This window comes from Acidobacteriota bacterium (genome assembly GCA_026707545.1).
Taxonomy (GTDB): Bacteria; Acidobacteriota; Thermoanaerobaculia; order Multivoradales; family Multivoraceae; genus Multivorans.
In genome coordinates, this window is sequence record JAPOWR010000006.1 from 63,824 (window position 1) to 85,592 (window position 21,769).

The 21,769-nt window shown below is 69.3% G+C and carries 16 protein-coding genes; 3 read left to right on the top strand and 13 right to left on the bottom strand.

Annotated elements, in window-relative coordinates; genetic code table 11:
• Positions 1 to 103 precede the first annotated feature (103 nt).
• The 9 genes from ffh to hrcA form a co-directional block, all read right to left on the bottom strand.
• Entirely contained in the window at positions 104 to 1,417 is a 1,314-nt protein-coding gene (gene ffh / locus OXG83_17745; GenBank protein MCY3966858.1) for a signal recognition particle protein, read from the bottom strand.
• The gene (locus tag OXG83_17750; GenBank protein MCY3966859.1) at positions 1,417 to 3,993 is read right to left on the bottom strand and encodes an MMPL family transporter; all 2,577 of its coding nucleotides are present in this window, start codon (positions 3,991 to 3,993) and stop codon (positions 1,417 to 1,419) included. Before OXG83_17750 ends, ffh begins: the two co-directional genes overlap by 1 nt.
• Positions 3,990 to 4,538 carry a CDP-diacylglycerol--glycerol-3-phosphate 3-phosphatidyltransferase gene (pgsA, locus tag OXG83_17755; protein MCY3966860.1) on the bottom strand — a complete coding sequence of 183 codons (549 nt, stop codon included), beginning with the start codon at positions 4,536 to 4,538 and terminating at the stop codon, positions 3,990 to 3,992. Before pgsA ends, OXG83_17750 begins: the two co-directional genes overlap by 4 nt.
• 78 nt (positions 4,539 to 4,616) lie before the next feature.
• The gene (gene alaS, locus OXG83_17760) at positions 4,617 to 7,250 is read right to left on the bottom strand and encodes an alanine--tRNA ligase (GenBank protein ID MCY3966861.1); all 2,634 of its coding nucleotides are present in this window, start codon (positions 7,248 to 7,250) and stop codon (positions 4,617 to 4,619) included.
• A complete protein-coding gene (locus OXG83_17765) occupies positions 7,244 to 7,753 on the bottom strand; it encodes a regulatory protein RecX (GenBank protein MCY3966862.1) in 510 nt (169 codons plus the stop codon). Before OXG83_17765 ends, alaS begins: the two co-directional genes overlap by 7 nt.
• A gap of 32 nt (positions 7,754 to 7,785) precedes the next feature.
• The gene (locus OXG83_17770) at positions 7,786 to 8,466 is read right to left on the bottom strand and encodes an RsmE family RNA methyltransferase (GenBank protein ID MCY3966863.1); all 681 of its coding nucleotides are present in this window, start codon (positions 8,464 to 8,466) and stop codon (positions 7,786 to 7,788) included.
• 13 nt (positions 8,467 to 8,479) lie between these two features.
• Positions 8,480 to 9,652 (bottom strand): molecular chaperone DnaJ, encoded by a 1,173-nt coding sequence (dnaJ, locus tag OXG83_17775; protein ID MCY3966864.1) that lies wholly within the window; start codon positions 9,650 to 9,652, stop codon positions 8,480 to 8,482.
• Positions 9,653 to 9,658: 6 nt separating this feature from the next.
• The gene (locus OXG83_17780; protein ID MCY3966865.1) at positions 9,659 to 10,321 is read right to left on the bottom strand and encodes a nucleotide exchange factor GrpE; all 663 of its coding nucleotides are present in this window, start codon (positions 10,319 to 10,321) and stop codon (positions 9,659 to 9,661) included.
• 14 nt (positions 10,322 to 10,335) lie between these two features.
• Positions 10,336 to 11,376, bottom strand: coding sequence for a heat-inducible transcriptional repressor HrcA (gene hrcA / locus OXG83_17785; GenBank protein ID MCY3966866.1), 1,041 nt, complete (start codon positions 11,374 to 11,376; stop codon positions 10,336 to 10,338).
• A 110-nt stretch (positions 11,377 to 11,486) separates the two neighbouring features.
• On the opposite strand from hrcA, the gene nrdR reads away from it, so the two are divergent.
• From nrdR to thiL, 3 genes are all read left to right on the top strand, one after another.
• Positions 11,487 to 11,951: a transcriptional regulator NrdR gene (gene nrdR / locus OXG83_17790; GenBank protein MCY3966867.1), complete on the top strand. Its 465-nt coding sequence runs from the start codon at positions 11,487 to 11,489 to the stop codon at positions 11,949 to 11,951.
• A 61-nt stretch (positions 11,952 to 12,012) separates the two neighbouring features.
• Positions 12,013 to 14,409 carry an endopeptidase La gene (lon, locus tag OXG83_17795; protein ID MCY3966868.1) on the top strand — a complete coding sequence of 799 codons (2,397 nt, stop codon included), beginning with the start codon at positions 12,013 to 12,015 and terminating at the stop codon, positions 14,407 to 14,409.
• Positions 14,385 to 15,374 (top strand): thiamine-phosphate kinase, encoded by a 990-nt coding sequence (gene thiL / locus OXG83_17800; GenBank protein MCY3966869.1) that lies wholly within the window; start codon positions 14,385 to 14,387, stop codon positions 15,372 to 15,374. Before lon ends, thiL begins: the two co-directional genes overlap by 25 nt.
• 3 nt (positions 15,375 to 15,377) lie before the next feature.
• Here thiL and OXG83_17805 read toward each other — a convergent pair whose 3' ends face one another.
• The 4 genes from OXG83_17805 to OXG83_17820 form a co-directional block, all read right to left on the bottom strand.
• Positions 15,378 to 16,262, bottom strand: a complete 885-nt coding sequence (locus OXG83_17805) for a hypothetical protein (protein ID MCY3966870.1) — start codon at positions 16,260 to 16,262, stop codon at positions 15,378 to 15,380.
• Positions 16,263 to 16,501: 239 nt separating this feature from the next.
• A complete protein-coding gene (locus OXG83_17810; GenBank protein MCY3966871.1) occupies positions 16,502 to 19,768 on the bottom strand; it encodes a sigma 54-interacting transcriptional regulator in 3,267 nt (1,088 codons plus the stop codon).
• Positions 19,765 to 21,081, bottom strand: a complete 1,317-nt coding sequence (aroA, locus tag OXG83_17815) for a 3-phosphoshikimate 1-carboxyvinyltransferase (GenBank protein MCY3966872.1) — start codon at positions 21,079 to 21,081, stop codon at positions 19,765 to 19,767. The genes OXG83_17810 and aroA overlap by 4 nt, the downstream gene beginning before the upstream one ends.
• Positions 21,078 to 21,755 carry a UDP-2,3-diacylglucosamine diphosphatase gene (locus tag OXG83_17820; GenBank protein ID MCY3966873.1) on the bottom strand — a complete coding sequence of 226 codons (678 nt, stop codon included), beginning with the start codon at positions 21,753 to 21,755 and terminating at the stop codon, positions 21,078 to 21,080. The genes aroA and OXG83_17820 overlap by 4 nt, the downstream gene beginning before the upstream one ends.
• Positions 21,756 to 21,769 lie beyond the last annotated feature (14 nt).

Genomic DNA, 21,769 nt, shown 5'->3' on the forward strand with positions numbered 1-21,769 from the left:
GTCGACCGGCTCACCCGGTGCCGAAGCTCTTCCGTGGCGCCGTCGAAGCAGCAGCGCAGTGTAGCAGTCTGCGCCGGGAACGGCATCCCGGCGCCGCGCGCAGCTACATCCCCCGGATCCCCTGCATCCACTTGCCGCGGGTGCGCTTCATCAGCTTCCTCATCTGCCGGTACTGCTTGATCAACTGGTTTAGTTCCTGGACGGTGCGACCGGAGCCGCGGGCGATGCGCCGGCGCCGGCTGGCGTTGAGGATCGCCGGGTTCCGCCGTTCCCGCGGTGTCATCGAGTCGATCAGGGCGGTGACCGCGACCAGCCGGCTCTCAGAGGCAGCGTCGGCCATGTTCGCGCCGCGGAACTGCCCAGGCAGCAGCTCGAGGAGTTGAGTCAGAGGCCCCATACGACGCAACTGCCGCAACTGGTCGCGCAGATCCTCGAGGGTGAACTCCTGGCGCGCGATGCGCTCCGCGAGGCGCTCCGTTTCTTCCCGGTCGACCACCCGCTCGGCCTTCTCGATCAGGGAGAGCACATCGCCCATGCCGAGGATGCGGGACGCGAGCCGGTCGGGCGCGAAGGGCTCGAGGTCGTCGAGTTGCTCACCGACGCCGACGAACCGCAGCGGGACCTCGGTGACGCCCCGAAGCGACAGCGCGGCGCCGCCGCGGGCGTCGCCGTCGAGCTTCGTCATCACCGCGCCCGTGAGCGGCACCCCGTCCGCGAAGGCGGAAGCGCTCCTCACCGCGTCCTGGCCGGTCATCGCGTCGCAGACGAACAGGGTCTCGCAGGGGTCGACGCGGTCCACCAGAGCCCGCAGCGCCGCCATCTCTTCCGCATCCACGTGGAGCCTGCCCGCCGTGTCGATGATCAGCGTGTCGAAACCGCCCTCGCGCGCCGCGCCGAGCGCCCGATCGGCAAACGCCTCCAGCTTCTCCCCAGCCTGCGGCTCCAGCACCGTCGTGTCCGCCGCTTCGCCGACCTGCCTGAGCTGCTCCACCGCCGCCGCCCGCCGCAGGTCCGCAGCGGCCAGAACCGGGTTCCGGCCCTGGCCTCGCAGCCGCAGGGCCAGCTTGCCCGCGGTCGTCGTCTTGCCGGAGCCCTGCAGGCCGCAGAGCACGACCACGGCCGGACGCCCCTCGAGCTGGAGCTCGCTCCCCGGCTCCCCGAGCACGGCGACCAGCTCGCCCCGCACGATACGGACCATGTGCTGATCGGGGGTCAGACTCTTCAGCACCCGATCTCCCAGCGCCTGTTCCTGCACCCGCGCGACAAAGGAACGCACGACCCGGACGTGAACGTCGGCCTCGAGCAGGGCGAGGCGGATCTGGCGCACGGCGCGCCGAACGTCGTCCTCGGAGACGCGGCCCTCCGAGCGCAGGGACTGGAAGACCCCCTCGAGCTTGTCCTTGAGACCTTCGAACATCAGGAGAGTCTCGCCGCGCGCCGGCGAGCGAGCGAAACCAGCGCCGGCAGCAGGGTGATCGAGACCAGGGCCGTCGCCGCGGCGCCGAGGATGGCGACGTAGCCCATCGAGCGCAGGCCCGGATAGTGCGACAGGGCGAGCGATCCGAAGCCGACGCTGGTCGAGACGGCGGCGAGCACGATCGCCTTGCCGGTCTCGCCCAGGGACTCGACCAGGCGTTCACCCTGAAGCGCCTCGGGGCCGAAGCCGACCTCGCGCCAGCGATGGACCATGTGCACCCCGTAGTCGACGCCGATGCCGATGATCATCGTGACGACGAAGATGTTGAAGAAGTTCATGTCCTCTCCGATCAACACCATGATCCCGAGCATCCAGACGACCCCGACGCACAGCGGCAGCAGGGACAGCAGGGTGCTCGCCAGCCAGCGGTAGTCCAGGAACAGAAGCAGCGCGACGAGAACGAGACCGATGATCGAGGCCGTCACTGCATCGACGCGAATCGCGTTCCGGAGCCGTTCGCCGACGACGTTCACGCCCGTGACCTCCGCCTGCGGACCCAGTCGTTCGGCCAGTTCGACCGCCCCGGGGGGCGCGCTGCGGCGACCCTCGCCGGGCGGCGGGTAAAGGTAGACGACCAACTTGGTTTCGCCCTCGTCCCCGCTCAGGTACCGGTCCAGTCTCCGTTCGACGACCGGCGAGCGGCGGAGCGAGGCCGCGGTCACCGGCTCGCGATTGGCCCCGGCGTCCGCCAGCAGATCGATCCCGCGGCGGAAGGGCGCCGCGCGCAGTCCCTCTTCCGTGGCATAGCGCTCGAACAGCTCGTGCAGACGCTCCCTGTCGAGCAGTTCGCGGTGACGATCCAGCCAGTCGTGCCCCGCCGCCTGGTTGGCCGGCGAGGGAATCAGGCTGCCGATCCCGTCCGTCCGGGCCAGGATCCCGCGGTCCACCAGTTCCTGGGCTCCCTCCTCGGCGCGGATGGAAAGCTCGAGGGCGTCCTCCTCCGTCGCAGCCGAGAGAACGATCATCGTGTAGCGCAGTCCGGACCCGAAGTAGGCGGCCACTTCCTCCTCGACCTGGATGCCCGGATTCCCCTCCGGTCGAAGCTCCCTGATCGCGTCCTCGAACTCGAGACGCGGGGCAAGGGCGCCGGTGGCCGCGGTGACCGCCGCGCAGGCGCAGATCACGAAGACCGGCCGCTCGAAGCTCCAGCGGACCAGACGGCGAGCGCCGAGACCGTGCAGAACGAGTCTCGGCATCCGTCCGCCGGTCCGGCGATGATCCTCTCGCCATGCCAGCATCGCCGGCAGCAGCACGAGCACCGAGACCATGCAGAAGAGGATGCCGGTGCCGGTCAGGAGCCCCATCTGCCGCAGGCCCACGAAGTCGGTCACCATGAAGGCGTAGAAGGTCGCCGCCGTCGTGATCGCCCCGGTCCAGACCGCTCGGCCCGACGAACCGCTCATCGCCACCAGGGCTGCTCCCAGGCCTGCCCCGCGGCGCCGCTCCTCGACGTAGCGTCCGTAGGAAACGATGACGAAGTCGATCCCCAGACCGACCAGCAGGGCCGCGAAACCGCTGGTCAGCGCGTTCAGCTCGCCGAGCACGGTGCCGGCGAAACCGAAGGCAAGCACCAGCCCGAAGGCGAGCGGCACGAAGGCATAGACGATCAGCCCCACACGCCGGAACGCCAGGGCGAACAGAAGGAGCACGCCGGCCAGGGAGGTCGCCATGTTCGACGCCAGCCCGGTGACGATCGTGCCCGCGTCCGAGACGGCGGTCACGTAGGTGCCGCCGAGAGCCACCTCCGGCGGAGGCAGCGGTTCGCCGTCCCCCTCCTCGCCGGCGATCTCCGGCCAGCGGGACAGAAGGTCGGCCGTCGACTCGTCGATCGCCGCCAGCAACCGCCGGCCGAACTCGACCTCCTGGGCCGGCTGCGCGGGGCGGGCGATCAGGAGCGCCCGCGACTGGTCGGTCGAGAGAAAGTAGCCCGAGGTCCAGTCGACGTTGACGCCGCCGCGAGCGAGTGAGAACTGATCCACCAGGACCTCATGGATGTCCAGCGGGTCGAGCAGCATCAGGTCCCGCAGCACCAGCGCCTGAGGGGAAGAGAGGCTCCGGCGCAACTCGGCGATCTGGAGCCTGAGGCCGTCGTCCGTCAACCGGCGCGCCACTTCCTCCCGGCCCTCCTCGTCGAGGTAAACGAAGGCATGGGCAGAGAAGAGTTCGAACAACTCCAGCAACTCGCCGAGGTCGTACTCGACGTAGTCGATCTCCTCGAGCTCTTCCATCGACGATCCGAGCTCGTCGACGAAGGACAGGTAGGGGTCGAGCGGCTGACCCTCCGGCAGGCGGACCAAGACCAGCAGGTAGTCGAGGCTGCCGAAGTCATCGATCGTCGACCGGAAGGTCGTCACCACCGGATCGTCGTCCGGCAGCAGGTTCAGGACCTCGGTGTCGAACTGGAGCGTCGTCGCGGACAAGACGCAGAGCACGACCAGCAGCGCCGCGACGACGAACACCGCTCGATACCGCCGCCGGGCGAAGGCGGCCACCGCGGCCAGGGCGCGCTCGATCAAGATCGGTCGCCGAAGGCCATCAGCACGGTGCGGCCGTTGCGCACGAAGTACTCGACGCCGGAGTAGACCGTCGCGGCCAGGGCCACCCACAGCGAGAGCGGCGCCAGCAGGTTCAGGGCGCCCAACTGGCCCGAGATGATCAGCAGCGAGATGGCGACGATCTGGGTCGTCGTCTTGACCTTGCCGGCAAAGCTCGCCGCAAGCACGACGTTCTGCGCCGCGGCGAGCGACCGCAGCGACGAGACCGCGAACTCCCTCGCGATGACGACGACCACCATCCACGCCGGCGCCAGACCGAGGCCTACGAGCGCGATGAACGCGGCCGACGTCAGGATCTTGTCCGCCGCCGGGTCGAGCAGCTTGCCCAGCGCGGTCACCTGCTTGCGGCGCCGCGCGAGGAACCCGTCCAGGAAGTCCGTCAGCGACGCGATCAGGAACAGGCCCAGACCGTAGAACTCCCAGCCGTCGATGTTCGTCAACAGGACCACGACCAGCAGCGGGACGATCAGGATGCGGCTGAGCGTCAACGCGTTCGGCAGGTTCAGGCCGGCGCGAAGGGACGGCGCCGCCGGCAGCGGCCGGTCGGTTTCGCGCTCGCTCGCCATTCCGGTTTCCGTTCGGGCTTAGCTCAAGCTCTCTTCGAGGTACCGCTCGGCGGCCGCGAAGGCCGGCAGCAGGTTCTCGGCCCGGCCCCCCGCCTGGGCGAAGTCACGGCGGCCGCCGCCGCTGCCCGAGATCGCGGAACCCATCGCGCGGGCGACCGCCGCGGCGTCGACCCGATCCTGGAGGTCCCTGGTCACCGAGGCGACGAGCTTCACCTTGCCCTCGTCCCGCGCGCCCAGCACGACGACCCCCGAGCCGAGTCGACTCCGGAGCACGTCGGCCAGACTGCGCAGTTCACCGACGTTCGAGGCGGGCACTTCGCGCAGGACGACGTCGACGCCCCCGATCGAGCGGGCTTCGCCGTCACCGGATTGTCCCCGCTCCGCCTTGCCGTCGCCGGCCAGTAGCCCGAGGCGGAGCTGGGAGAGCTCCTTCTCCGCGGCCCGCAAGCGCTCCTTGAGCGCCCGCACCTCCGCCGCGGCCTCGTCTCCCGACGCGCCGAGTTCCGCCTCCAGCGCGCCCAGCAGGTGGGCCTGGCTCCGGTGCAGGCGGTCGGCGCGGTCGCCCGCGAGCGCCTCGATGCGGCGCACCCCCGCGGCCACGCCGCGCTCCCCGACCAGAGTCACCGCGCCGATCTCGCCCGTGTTTAGAACGTGACAGCCACCGCAGAGTTCGAGACTGAACCCGGGGACCTCGACCGTCCGGACCCGGTCACCGTACTTCTCGCCGAACAGTGCCATCGCTCCGGCTGCCACCGCCTCGTCGTAGGAGCGCTCGCCGATCGTAAGCGGCACCGCGCGCCGCACCCACTCGTTCACCGTGTCCTCGATCGCCTGGTGCTGCTCTTCCGTCACCGGAGCGCCGTGGGTGAAGTCGAAGCGCAGCCGGTCCGGATGGACCAGGGAGCCAGCCTGGCGCACTCCCGCGCCCAGATGCTGGCGCAGAGCGGCATGCAGGAGGTGGGTCGCGGTGTGGTGGCGCTGGGCCGACTCCCTGCGTTCGCGGTCGACCTCGAGCTCGACCCGTGCGTCCTCCTCGAGTTCACCATCGACGACCTCGATTCGATGCACGATGCGGCCGCCGTCGCGGAAGGTATCGAGAACCCGCGCCTTGCCGCCGTTCCACTCCACCAGACCCACGTCTCCGACCTGTCCTCCGGCCTCCGCGTAGAACGGGGTGCGGTCGAACACGACGAAGCCCTCGGCGGTCACCTGACGGGCCGGTTCGCCGTCGCCGGACGCGATGGCAACGGTTCGCGCCTCCGTTTCCAGATCGCTGTACCCGACGAACGGGGACTCGACGCGCGGACCCAGACCCGAGAACTCGAACCGGGCCGGCATGACGGCCGCCGTCACCCGCCGCGACCGCTCCCGCTGCTCGGCAAGCGCCGCCTCGAAGCCGGCCTCGTCGATCCTGAACTGCTCCTCCTCGGCGATCTCCCGCACCGTCTCGATCGGCAGGCCGAACGTGTCGTAGAGACGGAACGTCGCCTCGCCGTCGAGCACGGAACGGCCCTCGGCCCGCGCCTCCTCGATCGCCTGCTGGACCTTGCCGGCCCCGACCGCGACCGTCTCCAGGAACCGGTTCTCCTCGGCCGTGATCGTCGCCGACGACGGCTCGCGGGCCTTCTCGAGCTCCGCGTAGTGACCGGCGAAGGCCTCTTCGAGCGACGGCAGCAGCGACGCCATGAACGGCTCCTCGAAGCCGAGCTTCATGCCGTGGCGAGAGGCCCGGCGGAGGAGGCGCCGCAACACGTAGCCGCGGCCCTCGTTGCTCGGCAGCACCCCGTCGGCGAGAAGGAAGCCGACCGCACGCAGGTGGTCGGCGACTACCCGCATCGACACGTCCGAGTCCGGATCGCGGCCGTACTCGCTCCCCGCCGCTCCGGCCACAGCATCCAGGATCGAGCCGAACAGGTCCGTGTCGTAGTTGGAGTCCACCCCCTGGAGTACCGCCGCCACCCGCTCCAGGCCGGCGCCGGTGTCGATCGAGGGGTCGGGTAGCGGCTCGCTCCGGCCATCTTCGTGGCGCTCGAACTGCATGAAGACCAGGTTCCAGATCTCGAGATAGCGCCCCGAACCCTCTCCCTCGTCCCAGCCCACCTCGGGAAGGTCCGGCGCCGTGTCGACGAAGATCTCGCTGCACGGGCCGCAGGGGCCGGTGTCGCCCATGGCCCAGAAGTTGTCCTTCTCACCGCAGCGCAGCACCCGCTCGGGCGGCAGGCCGGAGATCCGCAACCACAGGTCCTCGGCCTCGTCGTCCTGCTCGAACACCGTGGCGAAGAGGTGCTCCGGCTTGAGGCCCCAGGGCCCGGTCACCAGTTCCCAGGCCGAAGCGATCGCCTCTTCCTTGAAGTAGTCGCCGAAGGAGAAGTTCCCCAGCATCTCGAAGAACGTGTGATGGCGGGGACTCGGCCCGACGTTCTCCAGGTCGTTGTGCTTTCCCGACACCCGAAGACACTTCTGGGAGGTCACCGCGCGGGGCGAATCCGGCTGCTCCAGCCCGAGGAAGTAGTTCTTGAACTGGACCATGCCGGCGTTCGTGAACAGCAGGGTCGGGTCGTCACGCGGGACCAGCGGCGAACTCGCCACCTCCGCGTGCCCGCGGCCGGCGTAGAAGTCGATGAAGCTGCGCCTGATATCCCGACTCAACATGAGTTGTGACTCCGCACCCGTGCCTCCCCGGCCGCGTCATCGGCCGAGTCGAACAGGACGGCGCCAATAGTACGGGGAGCGAAGCCGCGACGCTCGAGGTGCCGGGCCAGGGCGGCGGCGTCGCGCGACGGATGGGACGAGCGCCAGCGCGCGGCCACCGACCCCGCCCGCTCCAGTTCGTCCTCGTCGCCCACGTGCTCGAGGGCGGCACCGGCCGCCGAAGGGTCGGCCCCCCGCCGCCTCAGGTCGAGTTCGAGCCGCCGCCGGCCGTAGCCGCGGCGCTGAAGCGAGCGCACGAGCATGTTGGCGGCCTCCTGCTCGTTCAGGAAGCCGCCCGCGGTCAGACGTTCCATCGCTCCTTCGATTTCCACGTCCGGATAGCCGCGGCGGGCAAGCTTCATCCGCAGTTCGGCTGCGAAGTGCATCCGCCGCGCGAGCAGGTCCAGTCCCCTGTCGTAGGCCGACCTGGGGTTCCGCTCCCGTTTCGATCTGGACTTCCGCACCTGGTCCTCCGTTGGTCCGGAGACTAGCGCCGTCACGACCCGCAGAGAGCCACGGCGACCGCGGCGACCGCCGCGGTCTCGGTCCGCAGGACGCGCGGGCCAAGCCCGGCCAGAGTCGCTCCCCGGTCAGTGAACCACGCGATCTCCGCTTCGCTGAAGCCCCCTTCCGGGCCGATCACGAGGGTCCGGGCAGCGCTGACCGCTGAACGTGCTGTCCCGGCGCTCGGATGGAGCACGGTCGCTCCCGCAAGGTCACCGGCTTCCTCCAGCGGGACCGGCGCGCCGATCCGCGGCAGCCAGGCGCCTCCGCTCTGTTCCAGCGCGGACTTGGCGACCCGCCTCTGCCGGTCGAGAGCGCGCGCTGTGAAGGCGCGGCTCGTGCGCTCCGAGACGAACCACTGCAGCTTTCTCACTCCGAGTTCGGTCGCCTTCTCCACCAGCCACACCGCCCGCTCGGGACGCACCACCGAGACGAGCAGCGTCAGGCGCCGGGCCGGCTCGAAGGTCGGGGCCGGTCCCTCGAGGTCCAGCCGTGCCCGTTCGGCCTCCACACCGCCGACGACCGACCAGCGGGCGCCACCCCGACCGTCGACGAGCCGCACCCGGTCACCCACCTTGAGGCGACGCGCCCGGAACAGGTGCCGGTAGTCGTCCCCCTCGATCTCGACCGCGTCGCGGTCGAGATCGTCGCCGGCGACCAGCAGGTGGATCATGGGCCGCTCCAGCTCAGGCCTCGGACGTCCTCTTGCCCTCGCCCGCCCCGGGCCTGCCCTTCTGGCCGGATCCCGAGAAGAAGGCCACGACCCGATCGAACACGCTCCGCGCCTCGCGAATCGTGGCGCCGCTGTCCTCGTCCAGCTCGGCCAGGGCGCGCAGATGTTCGAGTTCCCGTTCCGACAGATCCCTGGGCGCCGGCACCTGGAGCAGCACTTCGACGATGTGATCTCCACGTCCACGGCCGTCGACGCGGGGAATGCCCTGGGACCTGAGAACGAAGGTGGACCCGTGCGTCGTAGCCGGCGGCACCTCCAGGCTCGAGGTGCCGTGGAGCGTTTCGACTTCCATCGCGCAGCCGAGCACCGCCTGTGGGAAGCGTATGCTGACCGAACTCAGCACATCCGTGCCGCGGCGCACGAAGCGCTCGTGCGGTGCGACCTCGATCACGACGTAGAGATCTCCCGGCGGGCCGCCCTGGCGACCGTGCTCGCCCTCGCCCGGGAGGCGCAGCCGGGAACCTGTATCCACGCCGGCCGGAACGCGGACCTGGATCGAGCGCTGCCGCTCGGTCAACCCCCGACCCCTGCAGCCCGTGCAGGGATCCCGGATCACCGTGCCCGCGCCCCGGCAGTCGGGACACGTACGCGCCACCGAGAAGAAGCCCTGGCTGTACTGGACCTGGCCGCGGCCGGCGCAGACGCGGCAGGCGGTCGGACCCGATCCCGGCGCCGCGCCGCTCCCGCCGCAGGTGTCGCAGTGCTCCAGCCGCGGAATGCGCAGCTTGGGTTCCGTGCCGAAGGCCGCCTCCTCGAAGGACAGGCGTAGGTCGTACCGCAGGTCCGCTCCGGACCGCCGGCGCGTGCGGCCGGCCCGGTTTCCGAAGATGTCGCCGAAGCCGAAGACGTCGCCGAGGATGTCCGAGAAGTCGGCGAAGATCGTCGGATCGAACCCGCCGCCCGACGGCGACGCCTGGTGGCCGAAGCGGTCGTAACGGCGCCGTTTCTCCGCATCGGAGAGCACGGCGTACGCCTCTGCCGCCTCCTTGAACTTCTCCTCCGCGGCGCCGTCGTCCGGATTCCGGTCCGGGTGGTAGCGCACAGCCAGCTTGCGATACGCCGACTTGATCTCCTGCAGGTTGGCGGAGCGCTCGAGGCCCAGGACCTCGTAGTAGTCACGCGGCATGGTGGCCTATGCGCCGCCGCCCGCGGCGTCCGACTCGGCCGCGGGGCCGTCCGGCGCGTCGATTCCATCCGGCGGCGCGCCCTCCGGAGCCACCGGGGCAGCCGGCATCGCGACCCGGACCATGGCCGCGCGCAGCAGCGCCGACCGCATCGTGTAACCCCTCTGCAGTTCCTGAACAACCGTGGGCTCGTCGACGTCGGCGCTCTCCTCCCGCGCGACTGCCTCGTGGAGATTGGGATCGAAGACGGCGTTCAGGCTCTCCACCGGTTCGACATCGAAGCGGCGCAGGAGATCCCCCATCTGCCGGCGGATCATCTCCACGCCGGCGCGGAAGTCGTCGGCCGCGGCTTCGGACCCAAGCGCCCGATCGAGATTGTCGACCACCTCCAGGAACTCCCGCAGCGGGGCGGACAGGTAGCTCGTCCGCAACTGCTGGCGCTCGCGGTCCATCCGCTTGCGCTGGTTGTCCAGGTCGGCCAGAGCCCGCAGCAGCCGCTCCCGGGTCGCCGACAGCTCTTCCTGGAGCTGGTCAAGGGCGCCGGGCGGAGCGCCGTCCTCCCCCGCCACCGACTCAAGCAGTTGGCCCTCGGCGGACGCACCGGCTTCCGCCTCGCTGCTCTCCTGTGCGGGAACCTGACTCTCAGGTCCCTCCTTCGGCTCAACTGTCATGCCTCACGCTCCGGTTACAAGCCGCCGGCCAGGACCTCGGACAGACGTTCACCCAGGTAGTTCACCAGCGGCACCATGCGCGGGTACTCCATGCGCGCCGGCCCCACCACCGCGATCGATCCGCTGACCCCGTCTCCGGCACGGTAGCCGCGGACGACGAGGCCGAAACCGAGTTCCTCTGTCAGCCGCGAATCCTGGCCAAGCACCACGCGCACGCCATCCGCGTCCAGACAGCGGTTCAGCAGGCCGGCCAGGCGGGCGCGCTCCGCGAACATCTGGAACATGCCTTCGATCCGGGCCATGTTCGGCGACGCATCGAACAGGCTGTGCGTTCCGTCGACGACGAGAGAGGGCGCGTGGCCCATGTTCATTCCGTCCCGGGCAAGTTCGATCGCACGGCGCAGCATCTCGTCGAGACGGGCCCGCTCGTCGCTCATCATGCGCAGCAGTTCCTCGCGGATCTCGAACAGGCTCCGCCCGGCGTAGTTCTCCGTCAGGTAGTTCGAGATGCGCACAAGCTCTTCGCGCGGAATCAGTTCGTCCGTGACGACCAGCTTGTTCTCCACGAACCCGTTCTCCGCCACGACCACGCAGAGCATCTTGCGGCCGCTCAGCGGCACGAACTCGATCGCCCTCATCACCGCGGCGCCGAGAGCGGGGGTGAGCACGACGCCCACGTGGTGGGAGAGCTGGGAAAGCAGCTTGGAGGTCTCCTCGGTCAACTCCTTTCCGGTGCCCCTCGCGGTCTGCAGCCGATCGTCGATCAACCGGCGATCGTCGTCGCTGACCTTCTCGGCCGGCATCAGGTCGTCGATGAAGAGATGAAAGCCGGCCTCGGTCGGCAGCCGGCCCGCCGAAACGTGGGGCTGGCGCAGGTATCCCATGTCCTCCAGATCGGCCATCACGTTGCGGATCGTGGCCGCGGACAGCTGAATCTGCCGGTCCTTCGCGACCCGACGGGAAGACACGGGTTCGCCGGACGACAGGTACGTCGCGATCACCTCGCGCAGGATCTCCCGGTCGCGCTCGCTGAGTTGGTCGCCGACGCGGCTCATAGGCCCCGCATGTTACAACGGGGAGGCGCCCTTGTTGGTAGTTTTCGGGCGCCGCTAGCGGCGCGCCGCAGCGCGACGCAGGCCCGGAGTTCGGCCCGTCCGTCCGCACCATGAGATGTCCGTTCTGCTCCGCCAACCACGACCGCGTGGTCGATTCGCGCGACGTCCGTGGAGGCGAGACGGTCAGGCGCCGCCGGGAGTGCCTGAGCTGCCACCGCAGGTTCACGTCCTACGAGCAGATCGAGAACATCGCCTACCGGGTCGTCAAGTCGGACGGCAGCCGGCAGGAGTTCGACCGGCAGAAGCTCCTGGCCGGCCTGCTCAAGGCTTGCGAGAAGCGGCCCGTGGCGCTGCCGGCACTCGAGGAGATCGTGGACCAGGCCGAAGCCATGCTCCACCGGAAGGAGGATCGCGAGATCGCCACCAGCGAGCTGGGGAACTTCGTGATCGACCGCCTGAGGACCCTCGACCAGGTCGCCTACGTCCGCTTCGCCTCCGTCTATCGGAAGTTCGAGGACGTGGACGCCTTCATGGCCGAACTCCGCTCGCTCCTCGAGGCTTCGCGCAAGGACTGACCCACCGCGGACCGGTCCGAAAACGTGCGCCGGCCGCCCCGCCGGCTGGTACCGTGAGGGCATGGCCGAGACCCTGAACCACGGGCAGTCCGACGTCATCTCGCTGCCCGACGTGCTGCCCGTCCTGCCGCTCAAGGACTCGGTCATCTTCCCCTACATCATCCTGCCCCTCTCGATCAGCCGTGACCGCAGCCTGCTGGCGGTCGAGGACGCGCTGAGTGGCGACCGGATCATCCTTCTCGCGCCCCAGCGCGACGGCACGATCGAAGAGCCGGGGCAGGACGATCTCGACGAGATCGGCACGGCCGCATCGATCATGCGCATGCTGAAGCTGCCGGACGGCCGGGTGCGGATCCTGATCCAGGGCCTGGCCCGGGCCCGGCTGAAGCACCTGAGCCAGACCGACCCCTTTCTGCGAGCCCGCGTGGTCGAAGTCGACGAAGACGAGGACGATCAGAACCGGCTCGAGGCGGAGGCCCTGGTCCGCAGCGTCAAGGAGGGCCTGGAGACCGCGGTCAACCTGGGCAAGGACATCTCCTCCGAGGTCATGGTGATCGCGGCCAATCTCGACCGCCCCGGCCGGCTCGCCGATCTGGCCGCCAGCAACCTGGGCCTCAAGCCGGCGAAAGCCCGCACCGTCCTCGCGACGATCCCGCCACTTGCACGGCTGCGTCGGGTCGGCGACCTGCTGACCCAGGAAATCGAGCTGCTCAGCATGCAGCAGCGGATCTCGGCGCAGGCCAGAAGCGAGATGGACCGGAGCCAGCGCGAGTACTTCCTGCGCCAGCAACTCAGGGCCATTCTGGACGAACTCGGGGAGGGCGACGACGTTCACGGCGACATCGACCGCTACCTCCACGCGGTCGACGAACATGGCCTGACCGAGGAGGCCGCCACCGAGGTCGAGCGCCAGGTCCGGCGGCTCGAGCGCAGCTCTCCCGACAGCGCCGAGAACGCGACGATCCGTGGCCACCTGGACTGGCTGACGGGACTCCCGTGGTCCACCGTGAGCGAGGACAGCATCGACCTCGACCATGCCCGCGCCGTCCTCGACGAAGACCACTACGATCTCGACCGCATCAAGGAGCGGGTCCTCGAGTACCTGGCGGTGAGGCGCCTCAAGCCGGACGCCAAGGGACCGATTCTCTGCCTGGTCGGCCCTCCCGGCGTCGGCAAGACGTCGCTCGGCCGCTCCGTCGCGCGCGCCATCGGCCGCAAGTTCGTGCGGATCTCCCTCGGCGGCGTCCGCGACGAGGGCGAGATCCGGGGCCACCGGCGCACCTACGTCGGTTCCCTGCCGGGGCGCATCATCCAGGGACTCAACCAGGCCGGAACCAGCAACCCCGTCTTCATGCTGGACGAGATCGACAAGCTGGGCAGCGACTACCGGGGCGACCCGGCGGCAGCCCTGCTCGAGGTCCTGGACCCCGAACAGAACTCCACGTTCAGGGACCACTACCTCGGCGTCGACTACGACCTGTCGCGGGTGCTCTTCATCGCCACGGCGAATCTGCTCGAACCCATTCAGCCCGCGTTTCTCGATCGACTCGAGGTGCTTCGCCTATCGGGCTACACCGAGGACGAGAAGGTGCTGATCGCACGGCGCCACCTGATTCCGAAGGCGACCGAGGAGCATGGTCTGACCGAAGAGGCCCTGGGAATCACCTCCGCCGCACTGCGCGGCCTGATCCGCGGCTACACGAAGGAAGCGGGCGTGCGTAATCTCGAACGCGAGATCGCAACCCTGTGCCGCAAGGCCGCGGTGCGCGCGGCGCGCGGGGACGATCGCAAGCTGCGGGTCACCCCCGCCAGGCTCAAGGGTCTGCTGGGCCAGCCGCGGCACTACAGCGAGGAGTTGCTCGACCGCGACCGGATCGGCGTGGCGACCGGACTCGCGTGGACCGCGGCCGGCGGCGACCTGATGCTGATCGAAGTAGCGGCCTCCCGGGGCAAGGGCAAGCTGGTCCTCACCGGTCAACTGGGCGAAGTGATGAAGGAATCGGCCCAGGCCGCGCTGAGCTGCGCGCGAGCCGCGAGTTCCGAGGGGTCGGGGGGTTCGCGTTCCGACTTCCTGCGACGGAACGATCTCCACATTCACGTCCCGGCCGGATCGGTTCCGAAGGACGGTCCGTCGGCCGGCATCACGATTGCCGCGGCCATCGTGTCCGTCCAGACCGGCCAGGCCCTCGATCACCGGATCGCCATGACGGGGGAGATCACGCTCAGGGGCGAGGTCCTTCCGGTCGGCGGTCTGAAGGAGAAGCTCCTCGCCGCGCGGGGCGCGGGGATTCGCAAGGTGATCCTGCCCGAGCGGAACCGCCGGGACCTCTCCGAGATCCCGGCAGCGGTCACCCGCGGCCTGGAACTGGTCTTCGTCGACCATTTCGATCAGGTTCTCGAAGCCGCGCTGCGCGACCCGGAGCATCGGCAGTCATGGCCGGCCGCGAAGACCGGCTGACCGCCTGGCTCGCGAACCTCGCCGGCTCGGGGGATCGGATCGGCGACGACGCGGCGCTGCTCGAGATCGGCGAGCGGCAACTTGCCCTGAGCGTCGACACCCAGCGAGCGAATGTCCACATTCCAACCGATCTCGATCCGGCGGCCGCGGCGCGGCGGCTGCTCGCGGTCAGCCTCTCCGACCTCGCCGCCACCGGCGCCGAACCGCGCTGGGCGCTCCTCGCGCTCGGCCTCGACGACGAGCAGAGCGCGCGACGCTTCCTGGCGGCACTCGTTCGACGCAGCCGCCGCTACGGAATCGAGTTGATCGGCGGGGACACCGCCCGCTCCTCGTCACCGGGCCACCTGGACGCCAGCCTGACCGTGATCGGAGAAGTACCGCGAGGCAGCCATCCCCTGACCCGTGGTGCCGCCCGTGCCGGCGACGAACTCTGGGTCGGCGGCGCGGTCGGCGAGTCCGGGCTGGGGCTCGAACTGGTCAGACGGGGCGCCCGGATCGCCGGGCGCAAGGCGCGGCTGCCGGAAGGACTTCCACCGGATCTAGCCCGCACAGCCAGCCGGGTCGTGCGCCGGCACCTGGAACCTCGACCACAGCTCGAACTCGGACTGATCCTCGGCAGGCGATCTCCGACCGGAGCAGCCATCGACATCTCGGACGGCCTCGCGGTCGACGCCGGGCGGCTCTGCCTCGCGAGCGACGTCGGCTGCGTGTTCGAAGAGCCGGCGATCGCTCCACGCGCCGACGCCGGCCGGCTGGCCGCACACCTCGGCCTGGACCCGCTCGACCTCGTCCTGGGCGGCGGCGAGGACTACGTCCTCCTGTTCACGCTGCCGGCCAACGCGACCTTCAAGCACCCCGGCTGCCGGCGAATCGGCCACGTCTCAAGCAGGCCCGGCATGGGCCTGCTGAGACGGGACGGAAGCCTCGACCCCCTCTCCCAGGAGGGCTGGGATCACCTGGCCTGAGGGCTAGCGGTCGGCTCTGAGCGTGATCGTGATCGGCTGCTCCAGCTTCTTCAGCACCTGACTGACCTGGGCCTCGAGCGCTGCCAGGCGGGCCTCGACGCTGCTCGCCGCCGCGGCCGGCGCGGCCTTTCTCCGCGGCCGGGCCTTCCGCGCCTTCCGCCTCTTCGCCGGCGCCGCTGCCTCGACCTTCATCTTCGGTTTCCGACCCCGCTTGCTCTTGGACCGGATCTCACGGAACACATCCACCGCTTCCGGGTGGTAGCGGCGCTTCCTGCCCTCGCCCTCGTGCGGAATCCGGTCCCCATGCAACTTCATGTAGCGCTGCAGGGTCGGGCCCGAGATCCCGGTCTGCTGCCGAATCGCGGTCAGCGTCAGAAGCTTCGGTGCCGGTGCGCTTGGGGGAGCGGCCTTGGCGCGCGCCTTCCGCCGCCTTGCCGGCGCCTTGGCCTTCGGGGCAGCCTTTGCCTTGGGTTTCCGGCCCGGCCTGCTCTCCGCCCGAAGCTGCCGGAAGACCGCGACCGAATCCGGATGGTAACGGCGTTTGCGGCCCTCACCCTCATGCGGAATCCGATCACCGAACAACTTCACGTACCGTTGCAGGGTCGGATAGGAGATGCCGGTCTGCTTGCCGATACTCGAAAGGGTCAGCAGGCCGGTCCCGGACGCGGCAGTCTTCGCGGGCTTCCTGGCACCCCGCTTGCGACCGCCACCGCGGCGTTTCGAGACCCGTTCCTTCTTCAACTGGTTGAACACCTTGACGGCCCCGACCGTGTATCGCTGCTTTCGTCCTTCGCCCTCCGACGGGATTCGATCCTGGTACAGCTTCTTGTAGCGCTGCGCCGTCGCCATCGAGACGTTCGACCGGCGAGCCACCTCACCCAATGTCAAGAGCTTCTTCCTTCCAGCAGCCGCTGCACTCACTTCAGCACCCCCTCATGTCGAGCTTCGTTACTTGTCCGCTGTTCCCTCTCAGGGAACGACGATCCGTCTCCGCTCGACCATAGCAGAACATCACGGCGAACCCGTGTCGCATCGACGAATCCCTCTCCTTTCGATTCTGCAGATCTTCAGGAAAGAGGAAACGGCAGCAAACGGCGCGCGAACCTAGCAAGAGAAACCGGGGTCCGCTACGGATCGTAGTTCAGCTTTCTCACCAGGTAGGACAATGCCTGGCGACTCAGGCCCAGGGAGCGCGCTGCACGCGCCTGATTCCCGTCGGCGTCGGCAAGCGCCTTGCGGATCAGTTCTCGGCGATACCGTTCCAGTTTTCGGTGATAGCTGGTACTTTCCGCCTTGGGAGCGCGCCCCGCTTCCTTCCGAAGTCCCAGCATCTTCGCCGTGATCACCGGGTGTTCGGCCAGCGCCACCGCGCTCTCGATCGCGTTTCTAAGCTCTCGGACGTTGCCAGGCCAACGGTACTCCCGGATCTTCTTCCTGGCGCGTTCGCTGAATCTCAGCCTCTCGCGGTCGGTGCTGAACGCTTCGAGAAAGTGATCCGCGAGCAACATCACATCGTCGCCGCGATCACGCAGTGCCGGCGCGTCGACATTCGCCACCCGGATCCGGTAGTAGAGATCCTCTCTGAACTCACCGGCCTCAACCATCGCCAGGAGATCGCGATGGGTCGCCGTAACGAGACGAAAGTCCAAGCGACGCGTCTGGCTCTCACCGATACGACGCATCTCACCTTCCTGCAGGAGACGCAGGAGCATCCCCTGCGCCGCCTTTGGCAGTTCCGCAACTTCATCAAGAAACACCGTGCCACCGTCTCCGCTCTCGAAGACACCGATCCGCTCGCTGTCGGCACCGGTGAACGAACCTTTCGTATGTCCGAACAGATCCGACAGCAGCAAACCTTCGGGAAGGGCGGCGCAGTTCACCGCCATCCACGGCCCCGAGGCCCGCGCACTCGATTCGTGAAGTTGCCGCGCAAGCATTTCCTTGCCAGTACCCGACTCGCCCAGTATCAGCACGGGCAGATCGTGCACCGCCAGCTTCTCGACCCGCTCCTGCGCCGCCAGCAGCACCTTGCTGCGACCGATCATTTCGCCCACCGTCACATTCCTCGCCTCTCCCAACTCCAGGACGTGACGGGGGCGACGCGACGCCGTCCGGGTCGCAACTACTGCCAACAGGGCGCGGGCCGGTTCGTCGATACGGTCCGCGCTCAGTACGAGTCGGCCGGCGGGCGCGCCGATCGAGAACTGCTCCGAGCCGCCGGGTCCCGCCAGCAGAACCTCGGTCGGCTCCTCCTCCCCACCGACATCGGGCGACTCGTAGAGTGCGATGCGCGCCTCGGGATGACCGGCCGAGGACAGCAACGAATGAAATGTCCCCGGCGCTAGCTCTTCCACGTCCAGGAAGGAGCGAAGAGCTCTCCAGGGGCCCAACCGGGCGCTGTCCACTCGCTGCGCGAGGGCCTCGGCGCCGGTTTCTGACAGCGTCTGCACCGCCTCCCCGAGCAGCCTGGACGGTACAGCGACTCCCAGACAGACGAGATCATGGATCGCCATGGCTGAACGGAAAGCCCCCTGCGCTTCGAGCCGGCGCCAATCGTCGTCGCTTGGGGCCCGGCTCTCGCCGACCGCCTGCCACAACCCCTCGCAAGCGGCGCGTGCACCAGCAGCGCGTGCCTCCTCCGGCAGCCCGGCAAGAAGAAGCACTGGCGGCAGCTCGTCGCCGCCAAACCGTCGCCGGGCCGAGCGGTCCCCAAACGGCAGCGGAAGCGCTGCCAGGAGTTCCTCTCTAGCCTCCTCGCTGCGACCCAGGTGAACCAGGGCGCGGGCCGACAGCAGGCCGAGCGACCGCCGCCGACCTCCTTGCAACTGCCGTTTCCGCAACTCGTCCCGGACCGACTTGCACGATTCCAGGGCCGCACTCCAACGGCCCCATGTCAGGTTCAGCCGCGCCTCGAGTTGCCGTGCTTCGATGGTCCCGGCGGCGCTACCGGCCATCAGGCTCGCGCGGCGCAGGCTGTCGATCGTTTCCGGGACGCCGTCGAGCCGGCCGCCGCGCATCCGCGCCTCCGCCAGGCTGCCGTGCGCCGCGGCCCTCGCGGCGGGTCCGTCGCAGTGCCGGAAGAGCCTTACGGCAACGCGTGCGGCGCGTTCCGCGCCGGTGTCATCGTCCATTGAGAGCCGAAGGATCGCCAACTCGTTCCAGAGACTGGCCCGGTCGTAAACCGGAAGCTGTCTCCGAAACAGCTTGAGCGCCGTCGCCAGGACCTGAGCGGCTTCTTCGAAGCCGCCGCCGTCCATGGCGAGACGGGCCCGGGCCAGGCACGACCCCCAGTCTTCCGGCTTCTTGGTCCGGTCCATCAAGGAGGCCACCTCTTCGCCCGCACCGACCTCTCGCAGCGCCAGCGCAGCGAGCGCAAGCCACCGATCGGCAAGGGGACCGACCGCGGCCTCGCGGGCCCGCTCCGCCCAGGCTCTGAGCCCTGCCGAGCGACCCACCGCCGCATGGATCCTGATCGCCTCCTCGCACTGCTGGAGCTTTGCCGCACGGTCGAGACGGCGGTCCTCGAGCGCGCTCAGAGTGCGGCGAGCCGCCACGAGCCGACCCATCCTCACCTGACCCTTGAGACGGATCAGGACGTCTTCGGTCCGGTCAGAACGCTCCACCAGCGCGAGGGCGGCTTCGAACTGCCCGGCATCGAGCAGTGCTCTCGCCAACGCGCTCCGCTCTGACCGCTCGGTCGGCGGCTCCCGCCGGGCCTCGTCCACCGCTCGGCGCCAATCACCCTGGGCGATCCAGTCGATTGGCCCGCCCGAAGCCCTGTCGCCCAGCCAATGGTCCAGTGCCTCGCCGCCGCCGAGAACGAGAAGCAGCCGTTCGAGGTCGGCCCCGGCAACACGCAACAGCGAGCGCCGCCACCTGGAATGGCCGACGACCACAACTTCTTCGCCCCGTCCGTACTCGTGGACGCCAACCAGCGACCGCCTTGCCGTTCCGTACTCGTCTCCCCACAGAAAGGGAGCGTGATCCAGAATGTCCGCGACCAAGCGATTCGCGGGGAGCGGTAGCAGGAGGTCGCACCAACCCGCGACCACGGGTCGGAGCGCCGCCCTCACCGAGCTCCGGCCGACCATGTCCTCGCTGCCGAACAGCAACGAGGCGAACTGCCTCAGTACGGTCTGGGGAAAGCGACCGTCCCGCCCCTTCCGTACCATGCCCGTCTCGATGCGCAGCACCCCGCGCCCATCGACGACGACTCCGGTCCAGGACGGCAAACGCCACCCGGCGATCTGCAGATGGGCGAGCAACGCAGCACCCTGAAGTAGCAGACCGGCCCGTTGCCGATCGTTCAGCCTGCTCTCGGAGAGACCGACGGCGTCGACATCGTCCGGAACGGCTTCCAGAGCCTGGTGACGGATACGCAGAGTCGCAGTCATCGTGTAATTCCCTCAAGGTCGGTCCAGAAGCCGGGATAGGACTTGGCAACCACCTCCGGGCGCCGAATCGAGAGTCCTCCCCGGCGGAGGCCCACGAGCGCCATACTCATCGCGATGCGGTGGTCGTCGTACGTATCGACCGCGACGCGCGAAGAACCGGGGGCCGCGGAAAGATCGGGACTCCCCTCGATGCGCAGGCCGTGCGGCAGCTCTTCGACCGAGGCGCCCGCCCGCCGAAGCTCGGTTCCGATCGCGGCCAGCCGGTCGCTCTCCTTGATCCTCAGGTGCGCCACGTTGCGGATCGTCGTCTCGCCGTCCGCGAAGGCGGCGAGCGCGGCGAGGGTCGGCACCTGGTCGGGCATCCCGGAGAGGTCGCAGTCGAGCGCGCCCAGGGAGCCCCCGCCCTCGACTTCGATCGCCTCCGGCGTCATCCGCACCCGGGCGCCCATCCGCTCGAGGATCCCCAGGAAGGCGCGGTCCCCCTGGGTCGAGGCCGCGGCCAGTCCCCGGAGCCGCACGCGGCCGCCGCACAGCGCGGCCGCCGCCGCGGGATAGGCCGCCGCGGAGTCGTCGCCGGCGACGCGGTAGTGACCTCCCGGCGCCTCCGGCCGGTGAGGTTCGACCCGGAACTCGCGCGCGCCGCCAGCGCATGCGGACCCTACGGAGGAAGCGAAATCGGCCATGACCTGAAGAGTTGTGTCCACATAGGGACTAGAGACGAGAAACGGCGCGAGAAGCTGGATCGGCCCCTCCGCCCGCAGGCCCGCCATCAGCAGGGCCGACACGTACTGGCTCGACTCTCCGGCGTCGATTTCGATCCGGCCGCCGTTGAGAGAGCCCCCGCGGACCCGCACCGGGGCGCAGCCCGGTCGGCCGACTTCGTCGATCCTCGCGCCGAGTCCGCGGAGCGCTCGCAGAAGCGGACCCACCGGTCGTTCGCGGAGTCGGGGCGACCCGTCGAGGATCCAGTCGCCCGGTGTCACCGCGCAGCTCGCGACCAGGAACCGCAGCAGGGTGCCGGCGCTCCGGCAGTCCAGTCGCACCGGCCCATCGGGCGGGCCACCTCGCGGTGGTTCGACCCGCACTCCGCCGCAGGAGACGCGCTCGAGCCGCCACCCCATGCGCTCCAGGACGTCCGAGAACGCGGCGATGTCGTCGGCTTCGAGCAGGTTCTGGATCGTCGCCGGCCGCCGTCCGACGAGCGCCAGGTTGAGCGCCCGATGCGAGATGCTCTTCGAGCCCGGAGGCTCGACGACTCCCTCCACGCGGCCGGCGCGCCGTACCGGATAGGGATCCGGCAGGGTTTCGTTCATCCCAGCCACAGCAACTCCCTGTCGTCGTACCAGGCATTCGCGATCCGCACTTCTCCGCCGCCGACGGCCCACTGCCGCGCGGCGTGGAAGTGGCCGAGCAGGAGCACGTCGTACCCCTCGGCGAGACGGCGGGCGGCGTAACTCCGGATCGCCCCCTCCGGAATCCGGCTCTTGTGCTCCAGGTTGGTACCGGAGAGCCCCCGCTCGGTCGAGGTCACGAGCCGGCGGCCGAACGCAACCGGCAACCGGAAGGCCAGCCATCGGCTGATCGGGTTCTTCGACAACCTGCGCCAGCAGAGATAGCGCCAGTCGTGACGATTCAACCCATCGCCGTGCACCGCGAGATACGTCAGGCCGCCGGCCTCGAAGCGAACCTCCAGGCCGTAGTCGTCGAAGAGATCGCCGTACGCGCCACGGGCGACGAAGAAGTCGCGGTTTCCCTCCACGTAGGAAACCCGGATGCCGCGGCTCCTCAGATCACGGATCACGGACGCGAGCAGCCTCACCTCGGGTGTCTCGAAACGGCGCGAGCCGATCCAGAGGTGGAACAGGTCGCCGAGAAACAGCACCCGGGCGCAGCGCCCGGTCTCGAGCGCCCGGAGCTGTTCGGCCAGTTCTTCCCCGCTCCCCCCGGGACCGCCCAGGTGGGCATCGGCGACCACAGCGACACGCATCCGACAGCTCTGGC